Here is a 22,537-nt window from a genome sequence, read left to right as displayed (position 1 = left end):
ATGCCAAATCATTGTACACTAATGATATCAGACGCAATACTAAAACCTCTCGCATGCTGGACAGGGACTGACCGGTATAACGAGAAGGAGATCTCCTGCCTTACCGTCATATTCCGGAGCGGCGGGTGCAGTTGGAATCAGTGCCTGATGTGCGGATACCGGTTTGAACGTTCCCGGACACAGAACCCGGACGAAATCCTTGCAGAACTACGTGGCCAGCTGCGCTGGGTCGCGGAGAACCACCCGTCTGATTCCTACCAGATGGTGAAGATCTTCACGTCCGGTTCCTTTTTTGACCCGCGGGAAGTGCCACCGGCGTTCCGGGATGATGTGGCGGCACTCTTTGCAGGCAAGGTTGTCATTGCAGAGACACGGACAGAATATGTAGCAGAAGAATCACTCATATCCTTCCGCGAGGCACTTGAATCCGGGGGAGACTCGGCACTCTATGTGGCAATGGGTCTTGAGACCACCAATGACTACATCCGGGAGAAATGCATTCACAAAGGGCTCACTTTTGACGATTTCCGTGATGCAGTCGCGACAGCCCGGCGGGCCGGTACCGGAATAAAGACTTATCTGATGATGAAACCGCCGTATCTCACCGAACGTGAAGCATTAAACGACATGAAACAGTCCATCCGTGATGTCATTCCGTACTCTGATATCATCTCCATGAACCTCTGCACGATCCAATCAAAAACAGAAGTGGAGCAGTACTGGAAACAGGGTTCATACCGGCCGCCCTATCTCTGGAGTGCAATCGACGCCCTGCTCTCAACAGATGCGTATGTGCAGTGCGATCCGGTCGGCGGGGGCAAACGGCGGGGTCCTCATAACTGCGGGGAATGTGACAGGGAAATTGTGAATGCTATCAATGAATATGTCGCCACCGGGAACAAGATTCACCTGAAGCGCTGTGTTGATGCCGGATGCTCCTGTGTTGATGAATGGAGATATGTGCTGGAGAATGAAGAGCCCTGGTGCATGCCACTGACAAAATAGCACGTAACGATTACCAAGGCGGGAAATATATATCCCCTATTTTTTTGACCCTGACACCCAGGAATTGTACGGCAGATTCCCAGCCCCTGTGGATGAGATAAAAGTTCACGGAACGAATAACAAACACGGGAAAGAGGGGGATAGTCCCCAAAAGCAGGTAGTCTTCCCTGCCAAAAGGATCTTGTATATTATTCCCCAAGATATTTCGCGAGCATCGGGAGGAATGTCCCTGCATCACTGACAACACCGATTGCCTGCATCGTACCGCGGTCCATCAGTTTCGTGACCGATGCGGGGTTAATATCAACACAGATCGTCTTTACATAAGACGGGAGGCAGTTGCCGACGGCGACCGAATGAAGGAGTGTGCCAATCATGATGACCATATCCAGGTCCTGCAGATATTCTCGCATACGATCCTGTGCCTCCATCACATCAGTGATGACATCCGGAAGGGGGCCATCATCGCGGATGGAGCCTGCGAGGACAAAGGGCACATCGTTTTTGATGCATTCATACATAATGCCCTTTTTAATCACACCCTTGTCCACGGCATTACGAATGGAGCCCGCACGGATTACCTCGCTGATGGCATAAATATGGTTTTTATGGCCGCCTGCAGCGAGTGTACCTGAATCAAGGTTCATCCCGAGCGAAGTCCCAAAAAGGTTATATTCAATATCATGGGTGGCAAGAGCGTTGCCGGCAAAGAGTACATCCACATACCCCTCACGAATGATCTGTGCGAGTGCAGGGGCTGCACGAGTATGGATTATCGCAGGCCCGCCGACGATGCCAATCTTTCCGCCCCGGTCTTTCAGGCACCGCATCTCTTCAGCAATCTGCCGAATGACCGTCTCACTGGGCCGTTCAGAGGAGACGGTACCATGCATAAACTCAAACGTACTGACCTTCCGTGGACGCTGAGGGGGCTCAACACGGACACCGGCATCGCCCATTACCACACAATCACCGACCTTCAGTTTGGACATCGGTGTGCATATTGCCCGCATATCTCCCGGAACAACAACAATGAGGCAGTCCATCTCAATTGCCTCCACACGAATCCATTCACCCCCGTATTTAACCATGGTCGGGTGGTTTGTCGTGGAATAGAATCCCTGTGGCACAACACGGTCCGCTTCTGCTGCAGCAAGCGTGACATCCTCAATCACCGGCGGGCGGGCACCGAGGCGATGAAGAACACTCAGGATCTCTGTGAGCTGAGTTTCTTCATCAGCACTGACCAGAATGCGTGCATAACTCTCGTCCTGCTTCTTCTTCCCGATATCAAAGACCGTGATCTCAAAACTGCCCCCCATGTCCATGATGGCATCAAAGACCTTGGTCATAATGCCGGAGTCAATGATGTGGCCCTTAAGTTCGATCTCCCGTGAATAATCCATATAGTATCTATTGTTATCTCCATGTTAAAAATGGCTTGATGCAGCACCGCACCCAGCGAAGCAGCTTACTGTTGGTGTGAACGAAGGATCGCTTCGGCTGCGGCGATATCTTCCGGAGTGTTGACATTCACCGCAAGACGGGAGGAGTCCATGAGTATTGCCACCTCCTTCTGCTCGCTTCCGATTTTTGCTCCGTTCAGGATATTCAGCCCGCACGGCACAGCATCCGCCCCTTCTATCTGCTGAAGATAGGCAGGGATTATACCGCGTCCCAGAGCGAGAGCGGCAGGCACCCAGACAGAACATGCATCTGTTCCTGCCTTCCGGTAGGCATCCAGAACGGCCGTAATGATCTCTGGTGTAATACAGGGGATGTCACTCACCGATGTGACGACCGGTTCTGTTAATTCCAGTGTTTGAATGCACTCCATGATATCCTCCACATACCCCGCCCCCGTTGCCCGGAAAGTAGTGATCCCGTTTGCGCGGCACCAGTTTGCCGTCTGCGGCACCGAGGGTGAGAGAACAGCTAACGGCTCAATTCCTGCCGCGCAAAACGCATCTGTGATGTAAGCAATCATGGGACGGTCGCATACCCGCAATAAGGGCTTCTCCCCCCGGTTCAGCCGTGTACCCCTTCCGCCGGCAACGATCAGGGCAAGCATATGTCCAGCGCCTCCAGAAGCATACGGTTCTCATCACGCGTGCGCACCGCGATACGCACATACTCCGGAAGGCCGAATGAGGCGCAGTCACGAATGAGGATGCCTTGAGACAAAAGACGGTCTTTCAGGTCAGATCCACTGACAGGAGACCGAAACAGGATGAAGTTCACCGCAGACGGACAGACGGAGATACCACGGGCAGTAAGTGAATCCGTGAGGAACGAACGTTCTTCTGCGATTCGTTCCCGTGATGATACCAGCTGGCATGTATTGTTCAGTGCCGCATGGGCATAGTCCTCTGCATAAGCATTCACACTCCACGGGGGACGGATTGCCTCGATTGCCGCGACAAGGTCCGGGCACCCTACCCCCCAGCCAAAACGAATGCCGGGAACCGAAAAGGCCTTGGTCAGGGAACGGAGGACAAAGGCATGCTCGGAGCATACACCAGCCACACTTTCTGCAGGGTCTGCCAAATCGATGAACGCCTCATCGATGAAAAGAAGCGACCCTGCATCCTCATGAGCACGGATCCTGGTCAGAACGTCTGGTTTGGGGATGAGAGTCCCGGTCGGATTATTGGGGTTGCAGAAGAATTCTGCTACCGTGCCGTCCTGTGGATGAACAGGAACTCCACCCGCACATTCCACAGAGACAGCATATTCCCCAAAGGTATGAGAAGGAACAGATACCCGGTCACCCGGTCGCAGGGCCGCCTGGCAGAATGAGCGCATCAGTTCTACCGACCCATTCCCGACACAGATCTCATCCGGCCTGCGCCCTTCAATCCGCGCAATATGCTCCTTCAGGGTGACATACCGGTTGTCAGGATAGGAGGATATGGATATATCATCCGGATTCCAGGAAATAACCGGCGGAAACGGGTTTAAATTCTCACTGAAATCAAGTAATATCTCATCGTCGCTGCCCGATACCAGATGGGTCTTCCCACCATGCTCTGTTTTTCGAATCCGCCGAAATCTCACATATAGTCGTCTATTTACAAACAATTGAATATTTGGGCATATGTCCCGTAAATTCCGGAGACTGAAACAATGCACAAAGTATATATATCGTAGTAGTATATGTTTAGATTGTCTGAAGCAAGTCTGTCATAAAGCACCTTTATGTCAGACAATTAACTGACATAAAGCAGTCAATTGTCAGACATTGGAGATTACCATGATGGAGCGCATCACGATTCGTTTACCCCCGCAGCAGGTTGCTATGCTCGAGAAACTTGTTGAGGCAGGGGAATTTCCGACCGTATCTGAAGCGGTGAGATATGCAGTACGGGAACTCATCGAAAAGAAGGCGAATCGTGTTCTAAGAGACAGCGAGCAGATCTCGTTTGAGGTTTAGGGGGAAAACAATGGAAAGAAAACTGTATGAACGGTACAACGATTACTACCCACTGGGTGTTATCGAAAGTGGCCTTAGGAATGTTGAGAGTCTGATGCAGTCCATTGATAACCATTCTTACTCTGTCCCTCGCACATACGAGAAAATCTATCAGACCAAGGAGGTTTTGGATGCAGACTATTATTAATGAAGCTTTAAAGCATGCTGAACAGGAAAAGCAAATGACACGCAGTGTCATCGGTGACGATGATCTAATCGGTCAGCCACGCATTGTCATTGTCGGATGTGGTGGTGCAGGAAACAACACCATCAACCGTCTCTACCATATGAAAGTCAGTGGCGCAGAGACCATTGCAGTCAACACAGACAAACAGCACCTTGAGATGATCCAGGCCGACAAGCGCGTCCTTGTCGGAAAGTCACTCACCAAGGGACTGGGAGCAGGCGGATTCCCCGATGTAGGTAAGCGTGCAGCAGAGATGGCCCGCACCACCCTGGAAGGTCTTCTCGCAGATGCAGATCTCTGCTTTGTCACGGCAGGCATGGGAGGCGGAACCGGTACCGGCGTCGCACCAGTCGTCGCACAGATTGCAAAAGAGCAGGGCGCCATCGTTGTCGGAATGGTAAGCTACCCCTTCCAGGTTGAGAAGGCCCGCCTCCTCAGAGCAGAGGAAGGACTGGAGGCATTGGCAAACGCAGCAGACTCCGTAATTGTCCTCGATAACAATCGCCTCATGAACTTTGTGCCCAACCTGCCCCTTGGACAGGCATTTTCCGTCATGGACCAGCTCATCGCAGAGACCGTCAAAGGTATCTCGGAGACCATCACCGAACCATCCCTCATCAACATTGATTACGCAGATGTCCGTGCCATCATGAGCAAGGGCGGCGTCGCCGTCATGCTCGTCGGAGAGAGCAAACAGCAGAACAAGGCCGAGAGCGTTGTCCACGAGTGCCTGAACCACCCCCTCCTGGATATCGACTACCGGGGCGCAACCGGCAGCCTCATCCACATCACCGGCGGCAGCGACCTGACACTTCTGGACGCAGAAGAGATCGCAAGTTCACTCACCTACGAGCTGGACGCACATGCAGACGTCATCTGGGGCGCACGTGTCAAGAAAGAATTCGAGGGCAGAGTACGCGTCATGGCCATCATGACCGGCGTCAAGAGCGCACAGATCCTTGGCCAGAGCTACGACATTGCAAACTCTGCAGCAGCACCGATGACCAGATCAGTCGGGCGCGGCAATGTGAGCGGACTTATGCGATCCTCCGGACGCCAGGCAGCCCACGAACAGACCAGTGGCGGACTGATTGACTTCATCCGCTGAACGGTTACACGATTCCAACTCGTCATTACCCCTCATTCGCCAAATCAATCACAAAATCATCCCCCGTCCCCGCACGATACAATAGCGGAAAAATCTGCCCTCCACCCACACAGGGAGGGCACACTTTTTGTTTCTGTTATTCATTACATGCCCTAAACCGGAAACGCGGTTACGAAACATTAATATGAAGAAACCATGCAATATTAAAGAACTACAGTGAATCCTTCACTGGATTTCGTGAATTTCTGTCCATACGGACAGACCGTACGGGAGTTGAACATTATGAACAGCCATATGAACAAAGTCGGTTCTCCGGTATCCGAAAGAACTCTTTTGAAATGGTTATCATCAGGAGATCATCCTGTACGCAATTTAGCGGAAAATCCATCTGAAGATGAATTGTTGTGCACAAATACATAAGGTAAGGTAGAGCATGTTGACCGAACTTATTGACAAAAGAAAGACTATGCTGACAGATTCTGAGCAGCACAAAGAAAAAAGAAATGAACTGAATGCTCTTGCAAGCACTCACGCACGCGAACGAAACCAGCTGAATGGCCAGACACGTGAATGTGTTGACGAGGCACAGAAGCACAAGGAGCTTCGTGACGAGAACAACAAAGCAGTGCAACAGATCAAAGTAGAGCGCAACCAGCTGAATGAGAAAGCAAATGTGCTCTTCGAGGAGATCGACTCATACAAAAAAGAGCACGGTGCCATCAGTAACTCCCGGGGCATCAAAGAGATCCAGAAGCGGATCGACAAGCTTGAGATGGACCAGCAGACCCGTGTCATGAACACGGACAAGGAGCGCGAGCTCATTGACCAGATCAAGCAGCTTAAGCACCAGATCAAGGAGCAGGAGGAGGAGCTCGAGCAGAACAAAGAGATCCACACCAAACTCCAGGAGGCACGGGAATTCCGTCGCGCAGCATCAGAGCTTCACGCAACCGTCACCGAGAAGGCAGAACTTGCCCAGCAGCACCACGACCTGATGGTCGAATGCTACCGGAAGGCAGACAAGTCACGCGAGGCAGCAGACGAGGAACACCGGAAATTTGTTGAGGCACAGGAGGCTGCAGATGCTGAGCACAACCAGTTTATTGCATGCCAGAAAGAACTCCGTGACTACGACAAGGTGATCGGCGGAATCCGCAAGAAAGGCAAGAAGACAAAGGTCAACAAAGAACAGAAAGCAGTTCGCCAGGAAGCAGAACAGGTATTCCAGCAGTTCAGGGCCGGAGAAAAACTTACCACAGACGACATTCTGCTCCTGCAGCGTGCAAAACTCATATAATTCTTTTTTCCCCGTTCTTTCATCAGATATTTATAGAAGTGAAATAGACATCTATGCAGATATGTCAGGTGACCGGACGCTCATTCTCTGTGTTGACAGAGATAATGATATCGGCTTTAAGGCTGGGATCCAGAGCCCGGTTACAGGGAGAGACAGCTGTCTTGAGGCCGCTACGCGTCTGGGACTCGAAGATCCCGAAGATTCTGATGTCAATGCAATTTTTCAGGGAATAAAGATCTACGACGAGCGCCGCGAGAAGGGGGACGATGTCCGCATTGCGGTGGTTGCAGGAGATCACTACAACACGATAGATGGTGATCGGAAGATCTCTGAAGACCTGAGGAAGGTTGTCTGGGACCTGGAGGTGACAGAATGTATTCTCGTGACCGACGGCGCTGAAGATGAATTTATTCTCCCGGTTATCCAGTCCCGCGTGTCAGTTGCAAGTGTGCAGCGGGTGATCGTAAACCAGATGCCAAATCTGGAGGGCACCTACTATATCATAAAAAAAATTCTGGACGACCCGAAGCATGCCCAGTCCATCCTCCTTCCGGTGGGGCTTGTGATGCTGATCTTTGCCGTCGGCAGTCTGTTGGGAAGTACAGAGATAGCGATATTTATCGTGGTTGGTGTCTTAGGCATCTTCCTGCTCTTCAAGGGCCTGGGTATTGATGAATACTTCAATATCGCCCTGCGCGGACTGCAGGAATCGTTTATTGGCGGCAGGATGTCATTTGTGTGTTATATTGCCTCAATATTCATCGGCCTCCTGGGAATCATCATGGGTCTTTCAAGTTTTCTTACGTGGTATACCGCAGATGCAGGAGTGCTCTTTTACCTGTTGACATTCGTCTACGGTGCCGTTGGATACATTGTTGCTTCCATTTTGATTGCCCTCCTCGGTAAAATTATTGACGTCGTGCAAAACGACCCAAAGATGCTGCCGCGTGCAATCACCCTGCCGTTCTTTGTAATGGGGCTCGGGCTCATCGCCTATGGGGCGTCGGTCTATATTATCTCCCTCTCCGCCACCGTGAACTTCCCGATTGACGGGGTGGACGGCATACGTATCATGATGTTCACGACAATCGGAGGTCTGATACTGGCATTCATCGGATTCTATATTCAGAAGGCCCTGCAGAAGACCGAGAAGTATGCCCCGGAAGTGAAAGAAAAGAAAGGAAGACGATCCGCACGGGATTAAATTAGGTTTTTACTTTTTGCACAGAGATTGAGACAAGTACGAACAGAACCCATTGTACTCACAGTCTTCCCCCCCTTCTGCCCATTTATTTCTCCTTTCCTCCCTGACCCCAATGTTCCCTCTGTCCCCCATTACTCTGCCCCCACCATTACCCCATCTGTATCTCAGGTACCCTGCCAATTTCACCATTTCCCAACATTTCACCTTGTTTATCCGATCCCATACGTATTGAATGGCTGATCTATGATTTTGATCTGATTTGGGGTATAAAGAGGATAGCCGGTAATGAAGAAGGGAGATAAAAAAGTGAAACCGGGAACTGCGTGGGGGAAACAGGAGAGGGAAATAATGATGAACGGAGGAGAGCAACAGAAGCAGATATTGCCCCCCCTCCTACCAGCCCCTCACCCTTTCGTGCCGAAGTAGCCCATACCCTCAACTGATTGGGACATATTGAAGGTGCGGTTTACCTGAGGAGAGACTAGTATCAGTTCAGGAATTTCAACCCCGAATGTGTGGGCAGGGAACCAGTATGACCCCTCCCCATAATTCTGGGAGACATCATTCACAAGAATCGTTGCATGATCCATATCAATCGTCTGGTACCGTGCATCCGGATAGCCGGTAATCACACCCAGTTTGCGTTTCAGATCCGATTTTCCGAGAAGATGGACCAGAAAGACAATGCCCTCATCTATGGAATAGTCGAGATCAATTACCGCATCTTCGTCATTGAGGTGTATCGTGCAGCCTTCGACCGTAATATAGCTATATTGGTTCGGAGACGCAGCTGCTGCCGGCATAACCATTGCGAGAAGCACAAGAAGACAGAGCATTCCCGGGAGCAGTTTCATGCGTACAGGTTCTGTCAGATATGATTATAGCCTTTATGGTCGCGGAAAAAAGGTGAGAGGAGCCTATCTCTGCGCGAGAAGGATCTCAATACTGGATACATTGGTCTGCCCGCTTTCCGTGTCGATGATCTCTGTAGATGTGACAATCTCTTTTTTGGCGACATCCTCGAGAAACCTGTTCAATGCAATTTCCGCAGTATCAACAGCCCGCGATATGGCCTTCCCCCGTGCCTTTATCGAGACCTCATCTGCGCCATTGTTAAACTGGGTAACGACTGCCAGTACATAGTTCATCACTGGTTTGTTTCCAACGAATACTGTGTTATCCTTAATCATGTGCTGTTCACCTCAGACGTACTTCTTTGAAACGATGAGTTCCGCATTCAGCACAGAGGCACCAGCTGCACCCCGGATGGTGTTGTGGCCCATAGCCACATACCGGAGACCCTCACGCATCCTTCCGACAGAGACTGTCATCCCCCCACCGCGATTTCGGTCCAGCCGCGGTTGCGGCCGGGTGGACTCATCAGTATAATGAACGGACTCTGCGGGAAGGTGAGGAAGCCCTGAAATGGGCGGCGCGTATGTGCGATAGGCCTCAATGACCTCTGCCACCGGCGCCGGAGTATCTGCCCATACTGCCATCGTATGCCCGTCTATGACCGGCACACGGTGGCAGCTTGCAGATACCTTAAATGGTGCATCCCGAATTTCCGACCCATCGAATGACCCCATGATCTTCAGTGGCTCACGTTCCATCTTCTCCTCTTCTGACCCGATGTACGGGACAACATTGTCATAGATCTCCATAGCGGGAATCCCCTGAAATCCGGCACCGGAGATCGCCTGCATGGTTGCTACCGTGAGGTGCGAGAACCCAAATGGCATAAGCGGCGCAAGAGAGAGACAGAGCACAATTGTTGAACAATTTGGATTGGCAACAATGAACCCGTCTGTACCGCGATCACGCTGCACGTCAATAAGGCCCAGATGGTCAGGATTTACTTCAGGTACGACAAGAGGTACATCACTGTCCATCCGGTGAGAAGATGCATTACTGCAGACACCAACACCCGCAGCGGCAATATCGGTCTCAAGAGTAGTTGCAATATCTGCAGGAAGTGCAGAGAATACAATATCAAGGTCGGATACCGCCGACACATTCGTCGGTTCCACAACAAGGCTCCCAACCTCTTCGGGGAACGGAACATCAAGACGCCAGTTAACAACATCCTGATACCGTTTTCCCGCACTGCGTTCAGACGCAGTCAGGGTTGTGAGCCTGAACCACGGGTGGTTGGCAAGAAGCTGTACAAACCTCTGGCCAACGGCACCCGTCGCTCCGAGCACACCTACATTAATCATAGATATTTTGTAATATGAGTGAAAGCGGTATAAAAGATTTGGTTTACTCCATGCGGATGGCTTCAGCCGGGCACTCATCCACACAGGATTCACAGTCAATACAGAGATCAGCGTCAACCACTGCAATACCGTCCTGCATCTCAATCGCTGCGGCGGGACAGATATCAACACATGATTCACAGCCAGTACATTTGTCTTTGTCAACTACTGCTACCATAAATTATCCTCTCCTTCCTAATTTATCAGAAAAGAAATAAAAAGAGTTCGATTGGATGCGGATGCACTAGAGATCGAGAACCTCGTCCATCGAATAGATGCCGGGAGCTTTTCCAGGGACATACCGCGCCGCACGGATGACACCGTGGGCAAATACCGCACGATCATAGGCGCGGTGGGACAGTTCAATCGTTTCATTATTGGCTGCAAAAAGGACGGTATGGTCACCGACTATATCTCCGCCCCGGACAACGTGCACACCAACTTCGTCCTTTCGCTCGGTCATGCCCTCCCGACCATACATACACTCCGTCTTGCCAGTCTCCTCACCAATAATCTCAAGGATCGTCCGCGCGGTCCCCGAAGGCGCATCTTTTTTGTACCGGTGATGAGCCTCTATGACCTCAATGTCATAGTCTCCGAGGCGCGATGCCGCCTCACGAACGAGCCGCCAGAAGATGTTCATGCCAACACTGTAGTTGCTGGAGATGACAGCAGGCACACTGCCGTTAATGGCCGCATCTATTTTCGAACGCTGTTCCGGAGAGAAACCGGTTGTGCCAACGACAAGTGCTACGCCCGCTTCAGAGGCAGCGATGATATTCTCAACGGCCGCGTGTGCAATCGTGAAATCGATGAGCACATCAGGCTTTTCTTCCTGCAGGAAGGTCCGAATCTCCGAAGACGGGACAACAGGCGCCCCGAGGAGAGTTCCTGCGTTGACGTCCACACCGCCGACAAACATGAGGTCGTCTGCCTCATTCACGAGGTTTGCAATAGTGGTTCCCATGCGCCCGAGGGCACCGCAGATAGCTATCTTAGTCATAGCGGGAAAGCACCTCCCTCAGGTGTGCCTCTGCAACATTCGTCAGGCAGTCCAGCGGGAGGCGCAGCGGTCCTGCAGCCATTCCCCGCATCCCGGCGGCCTGCTTGACGGGAATCGGGTTTGTGTCGATGAACAGAGCACGCATCAGAGGGGAGAGTTCGTAATGCATCTCCTGTGCACCGGCATAGTCGCCCGCACGGAAGCGTTCGTAGAGCGCAACCATCCGCGCGGGTTCCACATTTCCGGTAACGGTGATTACACCGGCACCGCCCAGTGCGAGGACAGGGAGCGTCATCGCATCATCGCCTGAGAATACCGAGAAGTCCTCGTCCCGGGTCCGCTCGATGATCTCTGAGACTTGTGTGATGTTCCCACTTGCCTCCTTGACACCGACGATGTTCGGATGCGCGGCAAGCTCAGAGACGATATCCGCAGGAAGGTTCTGCCCGGTGCGTGATGGGACATTGTAGACAATGACAGGGACGCCCACGTCTGCAAGCTTTGAATAGTGCTTTAGAAGACCGGAACGGTTCGGTTTGTTGTAATAAGGCGAAAGAACAAGAACCGCGTCCGCACCCTGATCATATGCAGATTTGGTAAACCGCAGGGCTTCGGCGGTGTTATTTGAACCAGTACCGGCAACGACCGGCACCCTGCCATTGACAGCATCAATTGTCTCTCCGATGACAATCTCATGCTCTTCGAATGTCAGGGTTGCTGACTCACCGGTTGAACCACAGGGCACAACCCCGTGAACTCCGTTTTCGATCAGATACTCAATGTTTTCACGGAGACCGGACAGATTCAGGCCCGCATCCGCGGTATCTTCGAACGGAGTGATAAGTGCAGGATAAACACCCTCAAACATAAAAGAATTATATTTCTTTCCTTCTATTTACCTTTCTCGTGATATTGCCCGCCACACGGTTTCTGATGCGTTTGCTGTCGATAATTGCCACTTCAGAAACGGCAAGCTTGTTCTCCTCAAAATCTCCGGTGAACCGGTTGCCGTGTTTCACAAGCAGTTCCTGGCTCAGGTTTTTAATGTAAGATGGTTTGACTCCCATTCATAAACTCCACTATAAACTGGTATAACTAATGCAACCCGAGAGCATAATAATATTGCGTGCCCCTTCTGCGGGAGTTTCCGCGATTATCCAGAGCATGATATCGTCGGTATCCGACTTCTGCCCATAGATTATATCCGGCACGCCATCACGGCAGCAGGACTCAACCCCCCAGTCTATAGTGCCCGATCCGGGTTGGGAGGGCGCGTATGGGACGGCTTCGAACGCACAATCGTCTTCTGCATACCGGAGAACCGCTTCCGTGCACCGCACCGACACTACTGACCGCAGAGAGGACTCATGCCGGATTACGGTAAGAATGACTCGTGCAACATCAGGATCTTCTCCCCAGCGGACAGCAGGCCGAGTGACACAGTCCACCACGCAGACATCAGACCCGGTTGTCGCCCGGGGGAGGGTACAGCCCATCCTGATACCGTGGTTCGTGATGAGCCGCAAATCCACCTCTGTTGCGATGCGGGATGCTGCCTCTGTGAGAGCGGAGGCCACCTCTGAACAGGTCTCCATGGAATATATGTCTGCTGTACACAGGGTAAAAATAGTCGGGTCATCGCGATTCCCGTATTGGAATTTTAATGTACTGGAACGAAAGGCAAGGGAGGGCGCCCCTCCCTTGCCTTTCCATTCGTTATCATAATTGCCCATATGGAATTGAGAAGAGCAAAACGTCTCTCCAAAATGACGTCCCCCTCTGCAGGAGATGGATACACATTTACGTCACAACGCAAAATATACTGCTATGAATTCCGTCGTCCTTGACAGTACAACGGCTATTGCAAGCATCATTGTGCTGATTGTAGCAGTCATCGTGCTGCCGGCTGTGCTTCCGACATCATATGCATACATCGCAGCAATCATCCTCTTCATCGCCTGCATGAGCGCAGGCGGGTATTACCTCGGACAAAAGACCATTTAAGGTTTTTTTCCCGATATTTTTTTACGATATTTGTAATAGCTCAGCGGATGCACCGTTTTTTCACAGAATTTGTCCTTGTTGACACAGAGACCATAGGTCTTCATCGTCGCACACCCGGGCGGCGTATATTCTGTCCCGCCGGACCCGGAGATGTGTTCCACCTGGTACATCGTGCGTGAGATGTCAAAATCAGGTGCCCGCGCAAAGACCTCGACGATTGCGGTCTCATCGAGCCCGATGGTGTGCAGAAATGCGACCAGAGCAAAGCGCGCCGTGTGTGGGATGTTGGTCCCGTCGGTGACTGCAGCAATGATCGCGCGAATGCAGGGAGGGAAGCAGCCCTCATCCACCTCCCCGTACTGCTCAAGGATTTGTTCCTGATAGGCATGAGAGACATCATCTGCATGTGTGCGGAGACGGACGGCGACGGGACCGGGAACGGTGAGCGGCAGTTGCGAACGGATCACCTGCCGGATACGTTCCCGGAGGATGACCGTATAGTCGTCCGGCGTGCAGAGTACGCGGCCATGGATAACATCCCGATTGACCAGGCGCCACCGGGGGTCACGCATGCGCGAGGCAAGTTCCACATACTGTTTCACACCCATGTCAGGCGTAGTCATGTCGATACCCACGGAGCGGGCGATATAAGCGGTTAACTCCGGGCCTTCTCCCTTCAGATAATAGGCGGAGCGCTCCGCTTCGTACCGGGCGAGCTTGTCCAGCACAGACGGGTCGTCCATGCAGGAGGCGAGCAGCCGTGCGATTGCATAGGCATAGATCTCGTCATCTGCATTTTTGATATCGGTATTGGTCTCATCAAAAGATGGCGGACGCAGGGCTGCCTTCACACGGGCAGCTGCGAGTTTCATTAAATCTTCTCCTTTTCCGGACTGTGCGCGGATAAGGGAATCAATCGATATGCCGGAGCCCTGGACGTATGCCTTTGCTCCTTTTAAAAATGGATATTTTGCAAGGTCTCGTTTTTCGAGCCTTCGCATCAGTCTGCCTCAATGCGGGGGGCAAGGAGGAAATCAACATGCCCATGACCGTCTGCGAAGTCAAAGGACACCCTGACGGGGTGGTCATTTCCAATCTGCACTTCCACCTCTTCGGCACGGGCCATCACTTTGCCCATGTCACGGAGATAGTCAAGGGAGAAGAGTGACCGGACGTCCGAGGGTTCGAGTGAGATGAGAATATCTGAACCGCGCTCAAGGCGGATATGGTCAGAGTCACCGTCGGCTTCCATGTAGAAGGTACCTGTTGTTGCATCAACACCCAGCGCAATCTTATCAGAGATGACCGAGGCCGCTTTGATACCATCGTTTATCGCAGAGCCCGAGATCCTAACCTTTGCCGGCAGTTCAACGGTCGGTGGCTGGGGGTCCTTTCGGATGGTATTGACGTCAAGAAGGGTCACAGAGTACTGGTACCCGGAGAAGACCATCTCCATCTTGTGTCCGTCTTCCGGAAGTTCGAGGGACAATTCATCCCCTTTTCCCATCATCCCGGTGATGCTCTTCATCTTTGTGATATCAATGCCCAGTTCACTTTCGGTTGCAACGAAAGACGAAAATGCCTCCCCGCTCAGGTCAAGTGAGATCATGGCAACATTTGCGGTATCTACTGCACGGATCTTCAGTCCGTCTTCCCCGACGTGCATCCGGCACTCGGTCACAAGGGCTGCAATAATATCTATTGTCTCCCGGAATGTATCTGTATCAATGGCTGCTTTTAACATCATTACCCCTTTACAAAGTCTATTATAAGTTATACCGGTATAATTTTTATTAATATGTAGGTTTTTGCGTGATAAAAACATCATGCAGAGGTTTTGAGATTATGGGATCACAGTGGGGACGAGACAGATTTTACCGAAAGGCGCGTACGGAAGGGTACAGATCCCGTGCGGCATACAAGTTATTAGACATACAGAAACGCTTCCAGGTCATCCGTGACGATGACAATGTGATTGATCTCGGGTGCGCCCCGGGAAGCTGGCTGCAGGTGCTGCGCGAGTTAACGGAGGGACAGGTAATTGGCATTGACCTAAATCCAATTGTTCCAATCGAGAATGTTACCGCACTGAAAGGTGACTTTACGACAGAGCACATGCACGAGAAGGTCCGGGCACTCATACCTGAAGCGAATGTCATCGTCTGTGATGCGGCGCCGAAACTCTCAGGACATAAGAGTTATGACCAGGCCCGGGCGGTCGACCTCTCTGAAATGGCGCTTGATTTTGCGCTTGATTTCCTGAAACCAGGTGGAAATTTTGTGGTAAAGACCTTCCAGGGTGATATGTTTCACCTGATTCTCAAAAAGATGCGCGACAATTTCTATGGCGTGAAGGTCTACCGCTCGAAGGCAGCACGAAAAGGAAGTGCTGAAGTATATATAATCGGAAAGAAATTCAAGGGACGCCAGAATGATTCTGAAGGATAAATACGGACGCAGGGTGACAAACCTGCGGATATCACTGACGCCGAAGTGCAATCTGAACTGTATGTACTGCCACGCCGAAGGCGAGGTAGATCCAAAAACCCTGATGTCTGCGGAAGATATCGGGGAAATTATGCGCGTTGCAAAACTCTTTGAGATGCGCAGCATCAAGTTCACCGGCGGGGAGCCGCTGATGCGCGATGATCTGGTCGATATTGTATCGATGGTGCCGGAAGGGATGGAGGCATCCCTGACGACGAACGGGACAATTTTGGAGCCAATTGCGCAGGACCTAAAGGACGCAGGGCTCTCCCGGGTGAATATCAGTCTGGATTCTTTGAAACCTGACCGGTATAAATCAATTGCGGGAAGAGACATGCTCTCTGATGTGCTCGCGGGGATTGACGCGGCGATTGACGCGGGACTGACACCGGTGAAGCTGAATGTGGTCCTGATGGAGGGCGTCAATGACGATGAGATTCCGGACTTTATTCGGTATGCGGCAAACCACAAGCACCTGATCCTGCAGTTCATCGAACTCATGGACGAATTCCGTGAATGCCCCTATCATATGGAGCTGACCGGGCTCGAAGACGAGCTGCAGAAAACTGCAAAGACGATTGTCACCCGACGGATGCACCACCGGAAGAAGTACTGTCTGGAGGGTGCAGAGATTGAGATTGTCCGCCCGATGCACAACACAGAGTTCTGTGCCTTCTGCAACCGGCTGCGGGTGACCTCAGACGGGTGCCTGAAGCCATGTCTGATGCGAAACGACAACCACGTTGATATCCGTGGGCTGCGGGGCGCGGAACTTGAAGAGAAGTTCAGAGAGGCAGTCTCCATCCGGGAACCGTATTACTGCTGAAATCCGGATTGTGTACTGTCCGGAGGCTTTGGCTTCTTCCAAATACTTATTTCGGGTGTGACACTACCTGAATATATGTTAGAAACAAACGAATACATTCCTGTTCTTCAGAAACTCTATAACAAATCACTGATCCTGGAATCCCCAAACGAGTTTGAACCGGTGTTCTGGTTCCACTTCAAGGATGCCGTTGCCCACCTGGACTTTACGCTCTGTATTCTGGGCTACAACATCCAGTCGATGAGAAATATCATGAACATGGAGTACATGAAGTGGCGCATCGGTGAAGAGAAGAAAGAAGAACGAGACCAGTTCCCCGCATTCATCAACTGGCTGAAGGCAAATCACCGGGAGAATTTCGATAAACTGCCCACCCTCTGGCGGGATATTTATGATGAGGAGAACCAGGCGTCCTACCGTTCGTTCCGGATTGCAATGGACCCGGCAGCGATGAAGCCCCTCCCCGCACGGTTCTTTATGGATATGATCAATGAACTCTTTGACAAGAATTTTTTGAAGAGCCTCTACAAAGAGGCCTCTCTTGGCCAGCTGTATCAGGAATTTATTGGGGAGTGAAAGGGACCTTCCGGATCTTCGTTGTGAAATGATCTCATCACGAGGGTTGATCCATAAGGGAATTGTCGGGTCGGATGCCGCAACAATCCCCATACAAACAATTTCACATCATTTTTTCCCGGAACATACCCTCCATTCATTTAAATACAATAAATCGCAAGATTGTAGTATTCAATCAAGAGACAAAGGACCGGATACACCATGATTCAGTTTAGAATATTGCTTGAAAAGGATGAGGATGGATGGTTTACCGCAACTGTCCCTTCCCTTCCGGGATGTATCTCTCAGGGGAGAACAGAAGATGAGGCAAAGGAAAACATCGCAGAAGCAATCGAACTGCACCTAAAGTCTCTCGCAGAAGAAGGAATTCCATTAAGGCCTGAAAACGGAATGACAGAAACCTTTGTTGCAGTGAATGTATGAGCGCAAAGCTTCCGGTCGTATCCGGACAACAATTGATTAAGGCATTTTCAAAAGATGGATACTTCATACATGACCAAAAGGGAAGTCACATCCATCTTCGCCATCCGAAAAAAAGACCGCTTACCGTTCCAAATCATCATGAAATATCACAAGGAACACTACGGGCAATACTCCGGGAGTCCGGATTGAGTACTGATGAATTTATTGAATTGCTGTAATTCCGGCAATCTCCAATATAATAAACCGAAAAGGCAAGGAAGGAATATACCCCTCCCTGCAGCCCACCCCTTCAAGCGATAGTTCATAGAGGGGACAGACAGGCATCCCCTCTTGATCCAATTGCAGCCATTCCTCACCATTGTATCCTTTGAGAACACCCCTTCCGGCTATGATCTCCAACATTCGTCCGGCAATAGTGTTTCCCCCACCCCAATCCATCCATGCGTACAGAGGAGGAATTTATCCCGGAGTAGACGAGAGTAATGTATCGAGGAGAAGAGAAGATGGATGTCGCACGGGTCTGTGCAGACCTTGTCCGGATTAATACGGAGAACCCCCCCGGGCGGACCGATGAGGCAGTGGAGTATGTCGCAGGCATTCTTGAAAGTCTGGGATATCGCCCCCGCATTTCCAAAAATCCGGGAGGCCACTGGAATGTCTGCGCCGGCCCGCGCAACTGTGACCTGCTCTTCTGCGGCCATCTCGATGTGGTGCCTGCAGGAGAGGAGGGATGGACGCATGACCCCTTCTCCGGAACGATTGATGAGGAATTTGTCTGGGGCCGTGGTTCCACCGATATGAAGGGCGGGTGTGCGGCTATCTTAGCGGCACTGGAAAAGGTACCTGAGGCATGTGATGACCAGGACAGGAATGACGAACTCCCAATCGGAGTCGCCTTCGTCTGTGATGAGGAGACCGGCCGGGTAGACGGAGTGCAGCACCTGCTGCGAATGCAGGAGATCCACCCCTGTGACTGCCTCGTCGCAGAACCGACGCCATACCTGAACCCAGCTGTTGGTCAGAAGGGGCTCTGCCGGTTTCGGGCATCCTTCCGGGGGCAGCCGGGCCATGGGTCGCTCTATCCGTTCGCAGGTGAGAACGCGATTGTGAAGGCATCCGGGTTTATCGACCGGATGATGACTCTCACCGATAAGGAGTATACCACAGAGGAAGGTGTATCCGCTCTTGTCGGAAATTCAGAAGAGGCAATATCAAAGATTTTCCCAAACGCAGATGTGGCCCGTCTCCTGACCCGGATCACCTGCAACCCGGGGGTCATAACCGGCGGCGAGGGAGTCAATATTGTCGCTGAGGAGTGCACGGTGGGACTCGATATGCGGCTGCCATGGGGATGCAACCCTGATGCTGTCCTCGCGGTGGCCGAAGGGGACCGGTCATCCCCGGTCATCGCTACCGAGAGTTGCGCCCCGCCGACCTGCACATCCCCGGATTCAGTGCTGGTGAGACGGCTTTCTGCTGCAATTGAGGGCGTCTACGGCCAGCCGGCCCGCCCGATTCTGCAGTGGGCCGCAAGTGACGCCCGGTTCCTGCGGGAGGCCGGGTTCCGGGCGGCGGAGTATGGCCCGGGCGAGATTCATCTGCTCCATGCTCAGGACGAACGGGTTAGAATCGGGCAGCTGGAAGAAGCTGTGCAGGTGTATGCGAGGTTGATCGGGGCGTATCTGTAATGAAGAGGGATGTCCTATATCATCAGGTAAGAAAAAGATGATGGAAATCATTCATTCACACCCTGATGATTCAACATTTGAAGAGATTATGCATGAGTTGCTCTTTGTGAATACGATCGAAAGGTGGCATGAATGATTCATTGGCGGAAGAGTAATCTCCAATGGGGATATGAAAACCCGGATTCAGTCATGGCCAAAATAAAATGGAAAGAAGGGGGCCAGCACATGGTTCTGCTACATCCATAATAGTGACCCTTCTCCGAATATTATGTCCTTAATTTCACAATATTTTGTTTCTTGTAAACGATACAGCGACCTCATCGCATCCGTGGAGGGTCTGGCAGGGAGAGGGCACCCCTCCCTTGCCAAAATATCTGAATAACCGCAAGAAAACGCCGAAGATTGTTACCGCCGGATGCCGAGTCGGCCATACTTCTTGTGCGCCTGTTCGATTGTCATAATTTCAAGGACGCGGACCTCACCCTCTCTGTCATAGATGGTATGAAAAGCAGTGAAGGATCTCCCGATATGGAGGCGGAAATACCGGTCATCCCCCCGGATAGTCAGCTGTTCTTTGTCGGCACCGCTGCCCGGGTATGGGTCATCGGTGAGGCGCAGAAGGTGATCCCTGACGATTATCCGGCTCTTGTCGGGGAGATGGTCATAGAAGTCCTGAGCCCGTTTTTTGTCGAGAAGGAGCCGATAGGTCACGGAGCAAACTCCACGAAGTCACCCTCTGCCTCGATTGTGGCCATCTCTGCCAGAAAGCGCCTTTCCTTCTCGTGCTCAATGATCTCGGAGAGGAGCCCATCATAGGTCTGCCCCGGTTTTTTCATATCCGAAAGAGAGGTCCAGACCGGTTCGGAGACGGGGATGCGTTTGGTGGCGGTCATGGTACTATATTCGTTGGGCAGACATTTATAGAATTGCACGGATGTGCACTATTGCAATCACGTGCACGATTGCACGGATGGGAAATAGCACCTGCATTATTGGTCACCCAGATGGTGACCGGTAATACAGATATGACAACCGACGGGGACAGGTACGCCAACAGAGAGAACAAAACCCGGTTATCGAAGTTCTTCTGCATGTATTACCAAAATTCCCGGAGATATTTGCTGTATATACCAGAAAGAATGAAAGCTAACGTTCTGACAAAGAGAATGGGACGTATGACTTCATCTTAGTACCTCTCCGGTACTATTTGTGAATGAGGACGAGAGGAGGGCAATAATTACACCATGTTGTGCCATGCACTCCTGCATTTTCCATCATAGCTCGCTTTCACCGTCATGAGGGGAGCTCGAGGAACGCTTGCTCAACCCCCTGAGACCTCTCACACCGCGAGGCATACCCGGCAGGGAGGGATCACCCCTCCATGCCAGACCCTCAGAAAAGAACAATAATACATCAATTTTACGACAAAAATCAGTCCTCATGCGCCCCGCGCCCCTTACACATTCAAACAAATGCCAATGAATCCCGTGTCAATTTCATCCGAATTCAAATCAAATTCCGGACAAAATCCAACAAAATCAGAATGAATATACCCATAAATTAAATATTCAGGATACTAATATCGCTAACAATGAAGAGGCATGTGCTATTTATTGCAGCCATTCTTTCCATCATCCTCGTACTCGCATGCGCAGGATGTTCAGAACTGCCGGTGGATGGGCGCGATATACATTCCGAAGGGGGGGACGCAGCAGCGCAAACACCGACAGCAACACCAGCCTGGGTGGAGGAGGCTACCCCCATCAGAACGTCAGAACCGGTGGTGACTGCGTCACCAGTCGAACCAGAACCAACATCCGGATTGCCCGTATATACGGAGATCTATACCAACGATGTCTATCTGCTCTATGATGTGATCGCACTGAATTTCGACCTGAAGATACCTGCGATGATCATCGAACTTAAGATTGAGCCGGAAATGTACACCAATACAAAGAGGATATACAGCGATTACGGCGACAAAGATCTGATCACCATCAGGGAATTATACCCGGACCCACGCGCCGACCTTGCAGTAACCATCATCGACCGCGAGACGGGTGACGTCGTCGAAGAGTATGACTATCAGCAGTTCACCACAGAGTGCAAAAAGGACACCATCACCATTCGATACCCCGGCCCCTACCAGGTTGAAATCACCGGAAACAACGTGGACGTCGGCATTTCCATATCTGTCCCGGAGGCAAATCTCGTGGATGATGAGGAATCGTTCCTGCTGAGTTGAGACGGGTCGTGATTCCCTGATTTCATGATACAATAATTTCACGATACCGGAGTTCCCAGAGGGTGCAATTCCTGAGTTGAGACATACGCTGTGATCGAACTCATATAGATGAGGACAGAGTCTCGCGTAATAAGAACAGGGTCTTGGAGAGAAGACGAAAACCCTCCAGCCCGGATAATTATCATCCGGACCATTCTTTTTGCTGCAATCATTACAGAATACAACACACTCACCCGACATTCTCCAGACAAACCGCAATCATCCTGTGCGCCATCCTGCGCCCCCACAGTGCACATCTTGCGCCGTACCATAATTCACCCCGCAAAAACCGTAACACCTCCCCAAATTCCCCTATATTCTCACAAAAAACGTTACCAAAACGCACCCAATTCCACGCAGCTCCCCACATTTGCACGAACAGATGCAAAGCCTTTATACCAAGAACCACCAATCTATGTAAGCACCTCGCTAGGTAAGAAGTGCGACACCGGTCCCGGTAGGGTAGTGGATATCCTAGAAGCCTGCGGAGCTTTTGACCCGGGTTCAAGTCCCGGCCGGGGCGTCGATTCTCAGGGGTTTTTTCCCCGTTTTGTTTTTTAAAGTTTTTGTGTATTGTTAGATAGCGTATCTTTACCGCCTGACTTAAATATGCGATTTATGTGATTTTTTTCCTTGAGCCGCCTCATCCACAATTTAATCCAGGTAATTCTGTAGATTCACACCAATTGACAGGGATCAGAACAATGCCATCGCA

The 22,537-nt window shown here is 51.3% G+C and carries 28 protein-coding genes and 1 tRNA gene; 14 read left to right on the top strand and 15 right to left on the bottom strand.

All coding sequences use genetic code 11. The annotated features are described in order from the left end of the window. Positions 1-21 precede the first annotated feature (21 nt). Complete coding sequence (locus tag OU421_RS10760) at positions 22-1,005, top strand: archaeosine biosynthesis radical SAM protein RaSEA (protein ID WP_268186092.1); 984 nt, start codon at positions 22-24, stop codon at positions 1,003-1,005. 188 nt (positions 1,006-1,193) lie between these two features. Here OU421_RS10760 and OU421_RS10755 read toward each other — a convergent pair whose 3' ends face one another. The 3 genes from OU421_RS10755 to OU421_RS10745 form a co-directional block, all read right to left on the bottom strand. Then, entirely contained in the window at positions 1,194-2,411 is a 1,218-nt protein-coding gene (locus tag OU421_RS10755) for an ornithine cyclodeaminase, nickel-pincer nucleotide-dependent (RefSeq protein ID WP_268186091.1), read from the bottom strand. A gap of 65 nt (positions 2,412-2,476) precedes the next feature. Next, positions 2,477-3,076 (bottom strand): NTP transferase domain-containing protein, encoded by a 600-nt coding sequence (locus OU421_RS10750; protein ID WP_268186090.1) that lies wholly within the window; start codon positions 3,074-3,076, stop codon positions 2,477-2,479. Further along, on the bottom strand, positions 3,064-4,062 hold the full coding sequence (locus tag OU421_RS10745) for a pyridoxal phosphate-dependent aminotransferase (protein WP_268186089.1): 999 nt from the start codon (positions 4,060-4,062) through the stop codon (positions 3,064-3,066). The genes OU421_RS10750 and OU421_RS10745 overlap by 13 nt, the downstream gene beginning before the upstream one ends. A gap of 196 nt (positions 4,063-4,258) precedes the next feature. On the opposite strand from OU421_RS10745, the gene OU421_RS10740 reads away from it, so the two are divergent. The 4 genes from OU421_RS10740 to OU421_RS10725 all read left to right on the top strand — a co-directional run bounded on the left by OU421_RS10740 (position 4,259) and on the right by OU421_RS10725 (position 8,273). Continuing rightward, a complete protein-coding gene (locus OU421_RS10740) occupies positions 4,259-4,438 on the top strand; it encodes a ribbon-helix-helix domain-containing protein (protein WP_268186088.1) in 180 nt (59 codons plus the stop codon). Between the two features lie 170 nt (positions 4,439-4,608). Continuing rightward, positions 4,609-5,772 carry a cell division protein FtsZ gene (gene ftsZ, locus OU421_RS10735; RefSeq protein WP_268186087.1) on the top strand — a complete coding sequence of 388 codons (1,164 nt, stop codon included), beginning with the start codon at positions 4,609-4,611 and terminating at the stop codon, positions 5,770-5,772. A 433-nt stretch (positions 5,773-6,205) separates the two neighbouring features. Beyond that, positions 6,206-7,069 (top strand): coiled-coil protein, encoded by an 864-nt coding sequence (locus OU421_RS10730; protein ID WP_268186086.1) that lies wholly within the window; start codon positions 6,206-6,208, stop codon positions 7,067-7,069. Between the two features lie 61 nt (positions 7,070-7,130). Beyond that, positions 7,131-8,273, top strand: a complete 1,143-nt coding sequence (locus tag OU421_RS10725; RefSeq protein WP_268186085.1) for a DUF373 family protein — start codon at positions 7,131-7,133, stop codon at positions 8,271-8,273. Between the two features lie 404 nt (positions 8,274-8,677). Here OU421_RS10725 and OU421_RS10720 read toward each other — a convergent pair whose 3' ends face one another. The 8 genes from OU421_RS10720 to OU421_RS10685 all read right to left on the bottom strand — a co-directional run bounded on the left by OU421_RS10720 (position 8,678) and on the right by OU421_RS10685 (position 13,129). Continuing rightward, entirely contained in the window at positions 8,678-9,127 is a 450-nt protein-coding gene (locus tag OU421_RS10720) for a hypothetical protein (RefSeq protein ID WP_268186084.1), read from the bottom strand. A gap of 63 nt (positions 9,128-9,190) precedes the next feature. Continuing rightward, on the bottom strand, positions 9,191-9,463 hold the full coding sequence (gene albA / locus OU421_RS10715) for a DNA-binding protein Alba (RefSeq protein ID WP_268186083.1): 273 nt from the start codon (positions 9,461-9,463) through the stop codon (positions 9,191-9,193). A 12-nt stretch (positions 9,464-9,475) separates the two neighbouring features. Continuing rightward, positions 9,476-10,492 (bottom strand): aspartate-semialdehyde dehydrogenase, encoded by a 1,017-nt coding sequence (gene asd / locus OU421_RS10710; RefSeq protein ID WP_268186082.1) that lies wholly within the window; start codon positions 10,490-10,492, stop codon positions 9,476-9,478. Between the two features lie 43 nt (positions 10,493-10,535). Further along, the gene (locus tag OU421_RS10705) at positions 10,536-10,709 is read right to left on the bottom strand and encodes an indolepyruvate ferredoxin oxidoreductase subunit alpha (protein WP_268186081.1); all 174 of its coding nucleotides are present in this window, start codon (positions 10,707-10,709) and stop codon (positions 10,536-10,538) included. 66 nt (positions 10,710-10,775) lie between these two features. Beyond that, on the bottom strand, positions 10,776-11,534 hold the full coding sequence (gene dapB / locus OU421_RS10700; protein WP_268186080.1) for a 4-hydroxy-tetrahydrodipicolinate reductase: 759 nt from the start codon (positions 11,532-11,534) through the stop codon (positions 10,776-10,778). Then, a complete protein-coding gene (dapA, locus tag OU421_RS10695) occupies positions 11,527-12,402 on the bottom strand; it encodes a 4-hydroxy-tetrahydrodipicolinate synthase (RefSeq protein WP_268186079.1) in 876 nt (291 codons plus the stop codon). Before dapA ends, dapB begins: the two co-directional genes overlap by 8 nt. Positions 12,403-12,409: 7 nt before the next feature. Beyond that, positions 12,410-12,601, bottom strand: coding sequence for a 30S ribosomal protein S17e (locus OU421_RS10690; RefSeq protein ID WP_268186078.1), 192 nt, complete (start codon positions 12,599-12,601; stop codon positions 12,410-12,412). Positions 12,602-12,613: 12 nt separating this feature from the next. Next, the gene (locus OU421_RS10685) at positions 12,614-13,129 is read right to left on the bottom strand and encodes a thiamine-phosphate synthase family protein (protein ID WP_268186077.1); all 516 of its coding nucleotides are present in this window, start codon (positions 13,127-13,129) and stop codon (positions 12,614-12,616) included. A 232-nt stretch (positions 13,130-13,361) separates the two neighbouring features. On the opposite strand from OU421_RS10685, the gene OU421_RS10680 reads away from it, so the two are divergent. Continuing rightward, positions 13,362-13,538 carry a hypothetical protein gene (locus OU421_RS10680; RefSeq protein ID WP_268186076.1) on the top strand — a complete coding sequence of 59 codons (177 nt, stop codon included), beginning with the start codon at positions 13,362-13,364 and terminating at the stop codon, positions 13,536-13,538. Here the strand turns inward: OU421_RS10680 and OU421_RS10675 are convergent. Continuing rightward, positions 13,535-14,539, bottom strand: coding sequence for a DNA primase large subunit PriL (locus OU421_RS10675; protein WP_268186075.1), 1,005 nt, complete (start codon positions 14,537-14,539; stop codon positions 13,535-13,537). The genes OU421_RS10680 and OU421_RS10675 overlap by 4 nt on opposite strands. Next, positions 14,539-15,282: a DNA polymerase sliding clamp gene (locus tag OU421_RS10670; protein WP_268187914.1), complete on the bottom strand. Its 744-nt coding sequence runs from the start codon at positions 15,280-15,282 to the stop codon at positions 14,539-14,541. Before OU421_RS10670 ends, OU421_RS10675 begins: the two co-directional genes overlap by 1 nt. A gap of 101 nt (positions 15,283-15,383) precedes the next feature. On the opposite strand from OU421_RS10670, the gene OU421_RS10665 reads away from it, so the two are divergent. The 6 genes from OU421_RS10665 to OU421_RS10640 all read left to right on the top strand — a co-directional run bounded on the left by OU421_RS10665 (position 15,384) and on the right by OU421_RS10640 (position 19,538). Further along, on the top strand, positions 15,384-15,986 hold the full coding sequence (locus tag OU421_RS10665; RefSeq protein ID WP_268186074.1) for an RlmE family RNA methyltransferase: 603 nt from the start codon (positions 15,384-15,386) through the stop codon (positions 15,984-15,986). Next, a complete protein-coding gene (gene moaA / locus OU421_RS10660) occupies positions 15,970-16,851 on the top strand; it encodes a GTP 3',8-cyclase MoaA (protein ID WP_268186073.1) in 882 nt (293 codons plus the stop codon). Before OU421_RS10665 ends, moaA begins: the two co-directional genes overlap by 17 nt. Before the next feature lie 75 nt (positions 16,852-16,926). Continuing rightward, a complete protein-coding gene (locus tag OU421_RS10655; protein ID WP_268186072.1) occupies positions 16,927-17,427 on the top strand; it encodes a hypothetical protein in 501 nt (166 codons plus the stop codon). Between the two features lie 201 nt (positions 17,428-17,628). Then, positions 17,629-17,850: a type II toxin-antitoxin system HicB family antitoxin gene (locus OU421_RS10650; RefSeq protein WP_268186071.1), complete on the top strand. Its 222-nt coding sequence runs from the start codon at positions 17,629-17,631 to the stop codon at positions 17,848-17,850. Next, on the top strand, positions 17,847-18,068 hold the full coding sequence (locus OU421_RS10645; protein ID WP_268186070.1) for a type II toxin-antitoxin system HicA family toxin: 222 nt from the start codon (positions 17,847-17,849) through the stop codon (positions 18,066-18,068). Before OU421_RS10650 ends, OU421_RS10645 begins: the two co-directional genes overlap by 4 nt. A gap of 285 nt (positions 18,069-18,353) precedes the next feature. Continuing rightward, complete coding sequence (locus OU421_RS10640; RefSeq protein WP_268186069.1) at positions 18,354-19,538, top strand: M20/M25/M40 family metallo-hydrolase; 1,185 nt, start codon at positions 18,354-18,356, stop codon at positions 19,536-19,538. Between the two features lie 405 nt (positions 19,539-19,943). Here OU421_RS10640 and OU421_RS10635 read toward each other — a convergent pair whose 3' ends face one another. Further along, on the bottom strand, positions 19,944-20,249 hold the full coding sequence (locus OU421_RS10635; RefSeq protein ID WP_268186068.1) for a type II toxin-antitoxin system RelE family toxin: 306 nt from the start codon (positions 20,247-20,249) through the stop codon (positions 19,944-19,946). After that, entirely contained in the window at positions 20,246-20,431 is a 186-nt protein-coding gene (locus OU421_RS10630) for a hypothetical protein (RefSeq protein WP_268186067.1), read from the bottom strand. The genes OU421_RS10635 and OU421_RS10630 overlap by 4 nt, the downstream gene beginning before the upstream one ends. Positions 20,432-21,129: 698 nt before the next feature. Between OU421_RS10630 and OU421_RS10625 the strand changes: the two genes are divergently transcribed. Together OU421_RS10625 and OU421_RS10620 are read left to right on the top strand one after the other, a co-directional pair. Further along, positions 21,130-21,783 (top strand): hypothetical protein, encoded by a 654-nt coding sequence (locus tag OU421_RS10625; protein ID WP_268186066.1) that lies wholly within the window; start codon positions 21,130-21,132, stop codon positions 21,781-21,783. 490 nt (positions 21,784-22,273) lie between these two features. Continuing rightward, a tRNA-Arg gene (locus tag OU421_RS10620) sits at positions 22,274-22,345 on the top strand. Positions 22,346-22,537 lie beyond the last annotated feature (192 nt).

Origin of the sequence: Methanogenium organophilum (genome assembly GCF_026684035.1) — an archaeon.
GTDB classification, from domain to species: domain Archaea; phylum Halobacteriota; class Methanomicrobia; order Methanomicrobiales; family Methanomicrobiaceae; genus Methanogenium; species Methanogenium organophilum.
The sequence above is the reverse complement of the archived record's forward strand: the minus strand, read 5'-3'. Positions and strand labels throughout refer to the sequence as shown.

Coding starts and splice junctions, on each gene's coding strand:
- OU421_RS10760 (WP_268186092.1), top strand. CDS start 22: ATGATATCAGACGCAATACTAAAACCTCTCGCATGCTGGACAGGGACT.
- OU421_RS10630 (WP_268186067.1), bottom strand. CDS start 20,431: ATGACCGCCACCAAACGCATCCCCGTCTCCGAACCGGTCTGGACCTCT.
- dapB (WP_268186080.1), bottom strand. CDS start 11,534: ATGACTAAGATAGCTATCTGCGGTGCCCTCGGGCGCATGGGAACCACT.
- OU421_RS10650 (WP_268186071.1), top strand. CDS start 17,629: ATGATTCAGTTTAGAATATTGCTTGAAAAGGATGAGGATGGATGGTTT.
- OU421_RS10670 (WP_268187914.1), bottom strand. CDS start 15,282: ATGTTAAAAGCAGCCATTGATACAGATACATTCCGGGAGACAATAGAT.
- OU421_RS10665 (WP_268186074.1), top strand. CDS start 15,384: ATGGGATCACAGTGGGGACGAGACAGATTTTACCGAAAGGCGCGTACG.
- albA (WP_268186083.1), bottom strand. CDS start 9,463: ATGATTAAGGATAACACAGTATTCGTTGGAAACAAACCAGTGATGAAC.
- OU421_RS10685 (WP_268186077.1), bottom strand. CDS start 13,129: ATGGAGACCTGTTCAGAGGTGGCCTCCGCTCTCACAGAGGCAGCATCC.
- OU421_RS10755 (WP_268186091.1), bottom strand. CDS start 2,411: ATGGATTATTCACGGGAGATCGAACTTAAGGGCCACATCATTGACTCC.
- OU421_RS10640 (WP_268186069.1), top strand. CDS start 18,354: ATGGATGTCGCACGGGTCTGTGCAGACCTTGTCCGGATTAATACGGAG.
- OU421_RS10645 (WP_268186070.1), top strand. CDS start 17,847: ATGAGCGCAAAGCTTCCGGTCGTATCCGGACAACAATTGATTAAGGCA.
- OU421_RS10725 (WP_268186085.1), top strand. CDS start 7,131: ATGTCAGGTGACCGGACGCTCATTCTCTGTGTTGACAGAGATAATGAT.
- OU421_RS10690 (WP_268186078.1), bottom strand. CDS start 12,601: ATGGGAGTCAAACCATCTTACATTAAAAACCTGAGCCAGGAACTGCTT.
- ftsZ (WP_268186087.1), top strand. CDS start 4,609: ATGCAGACTATTATTAATGAAGCTTTAAAGCATGCTGAACAGGAAAAG.
- moaA (WP_268186073.1), top strand. CDS start 15,970: ATGATTCTGAAGGATAAATACGGACGCAGGGTGACAAACCTGCGGATA.
- OU421_RS10720 (WP_268186084.1), bottom strand. CDS start 9,127: ATGAAACTGCTCCCGGGAATGCTCTGTCTTCTTGTGCTTCTCGCAATG.
- OU421_RS10730 (WP_268186086.1), top strand. CDS start 6,206: ATGTTGACCGAACTTATTGACAAAAGAAAGACTATGCTGACAGATTCT.
- asd (WP_268186082.1), bottom strand. CDS start 10,492: ATGATTAATGTAGGTGTGCTCGGAGCGACGGGTGCCGTTGGCCAGAGG.
- OU421_RS10655 (WP_268186072.1), top strand. CDS start 16,927: ATGTTAGAAACAAACGAATACATTCCTGTTCTTCAGAAACTCTATAAC.
- OU421_RS10680 (WP_268186076.1), top strand. CDS start 13,362: ATGAATTCCGTCGTCCTTGACAGTACAACGGCTATTGCAAGCATCATT.
- OU421_RS10750 (WP_268186090.1), bottom strand. CDS start 3,076: ATGCTTGCCCTGATCGTTGCCGGCGGAAGGGGTACACGGCTGAACCGG.
- OU421_RS10675 (WP_268186075.1), bottom strand. CDS start 14,539: ATGCGAAGGCTCGAAAAACGAGACCTTGCAAAATATCCATTTTTAAAA.
- OU421_RS10740 (WP_268186088.1), top strand. CDS start 4,259: ATGATGGAGCGCATCACGATTCGTTTACCCCCGCAGCAGGTTGCTATG.
- OU421_RS10625 (WP_268186066.1), top strand. CDS start 21,130: ATGAAGAGGCATGTGCTATTTATTGCAGCCATTCTTTCCATCATCCTC.
- dapA (WP_268186079.1), bottom strand. CDS start 12,402: ATGTTTGAGGGTGTTTATCCTGCACTTATCACTCCGTTCGAAGATACC.
- OU421_RS10705 (WP_268186081.1), bottom strand. CDS start 10,709: ATGGTAGCAGTAGTTGACAAAGACAAATGTACTGGCTGTGAATCATGT.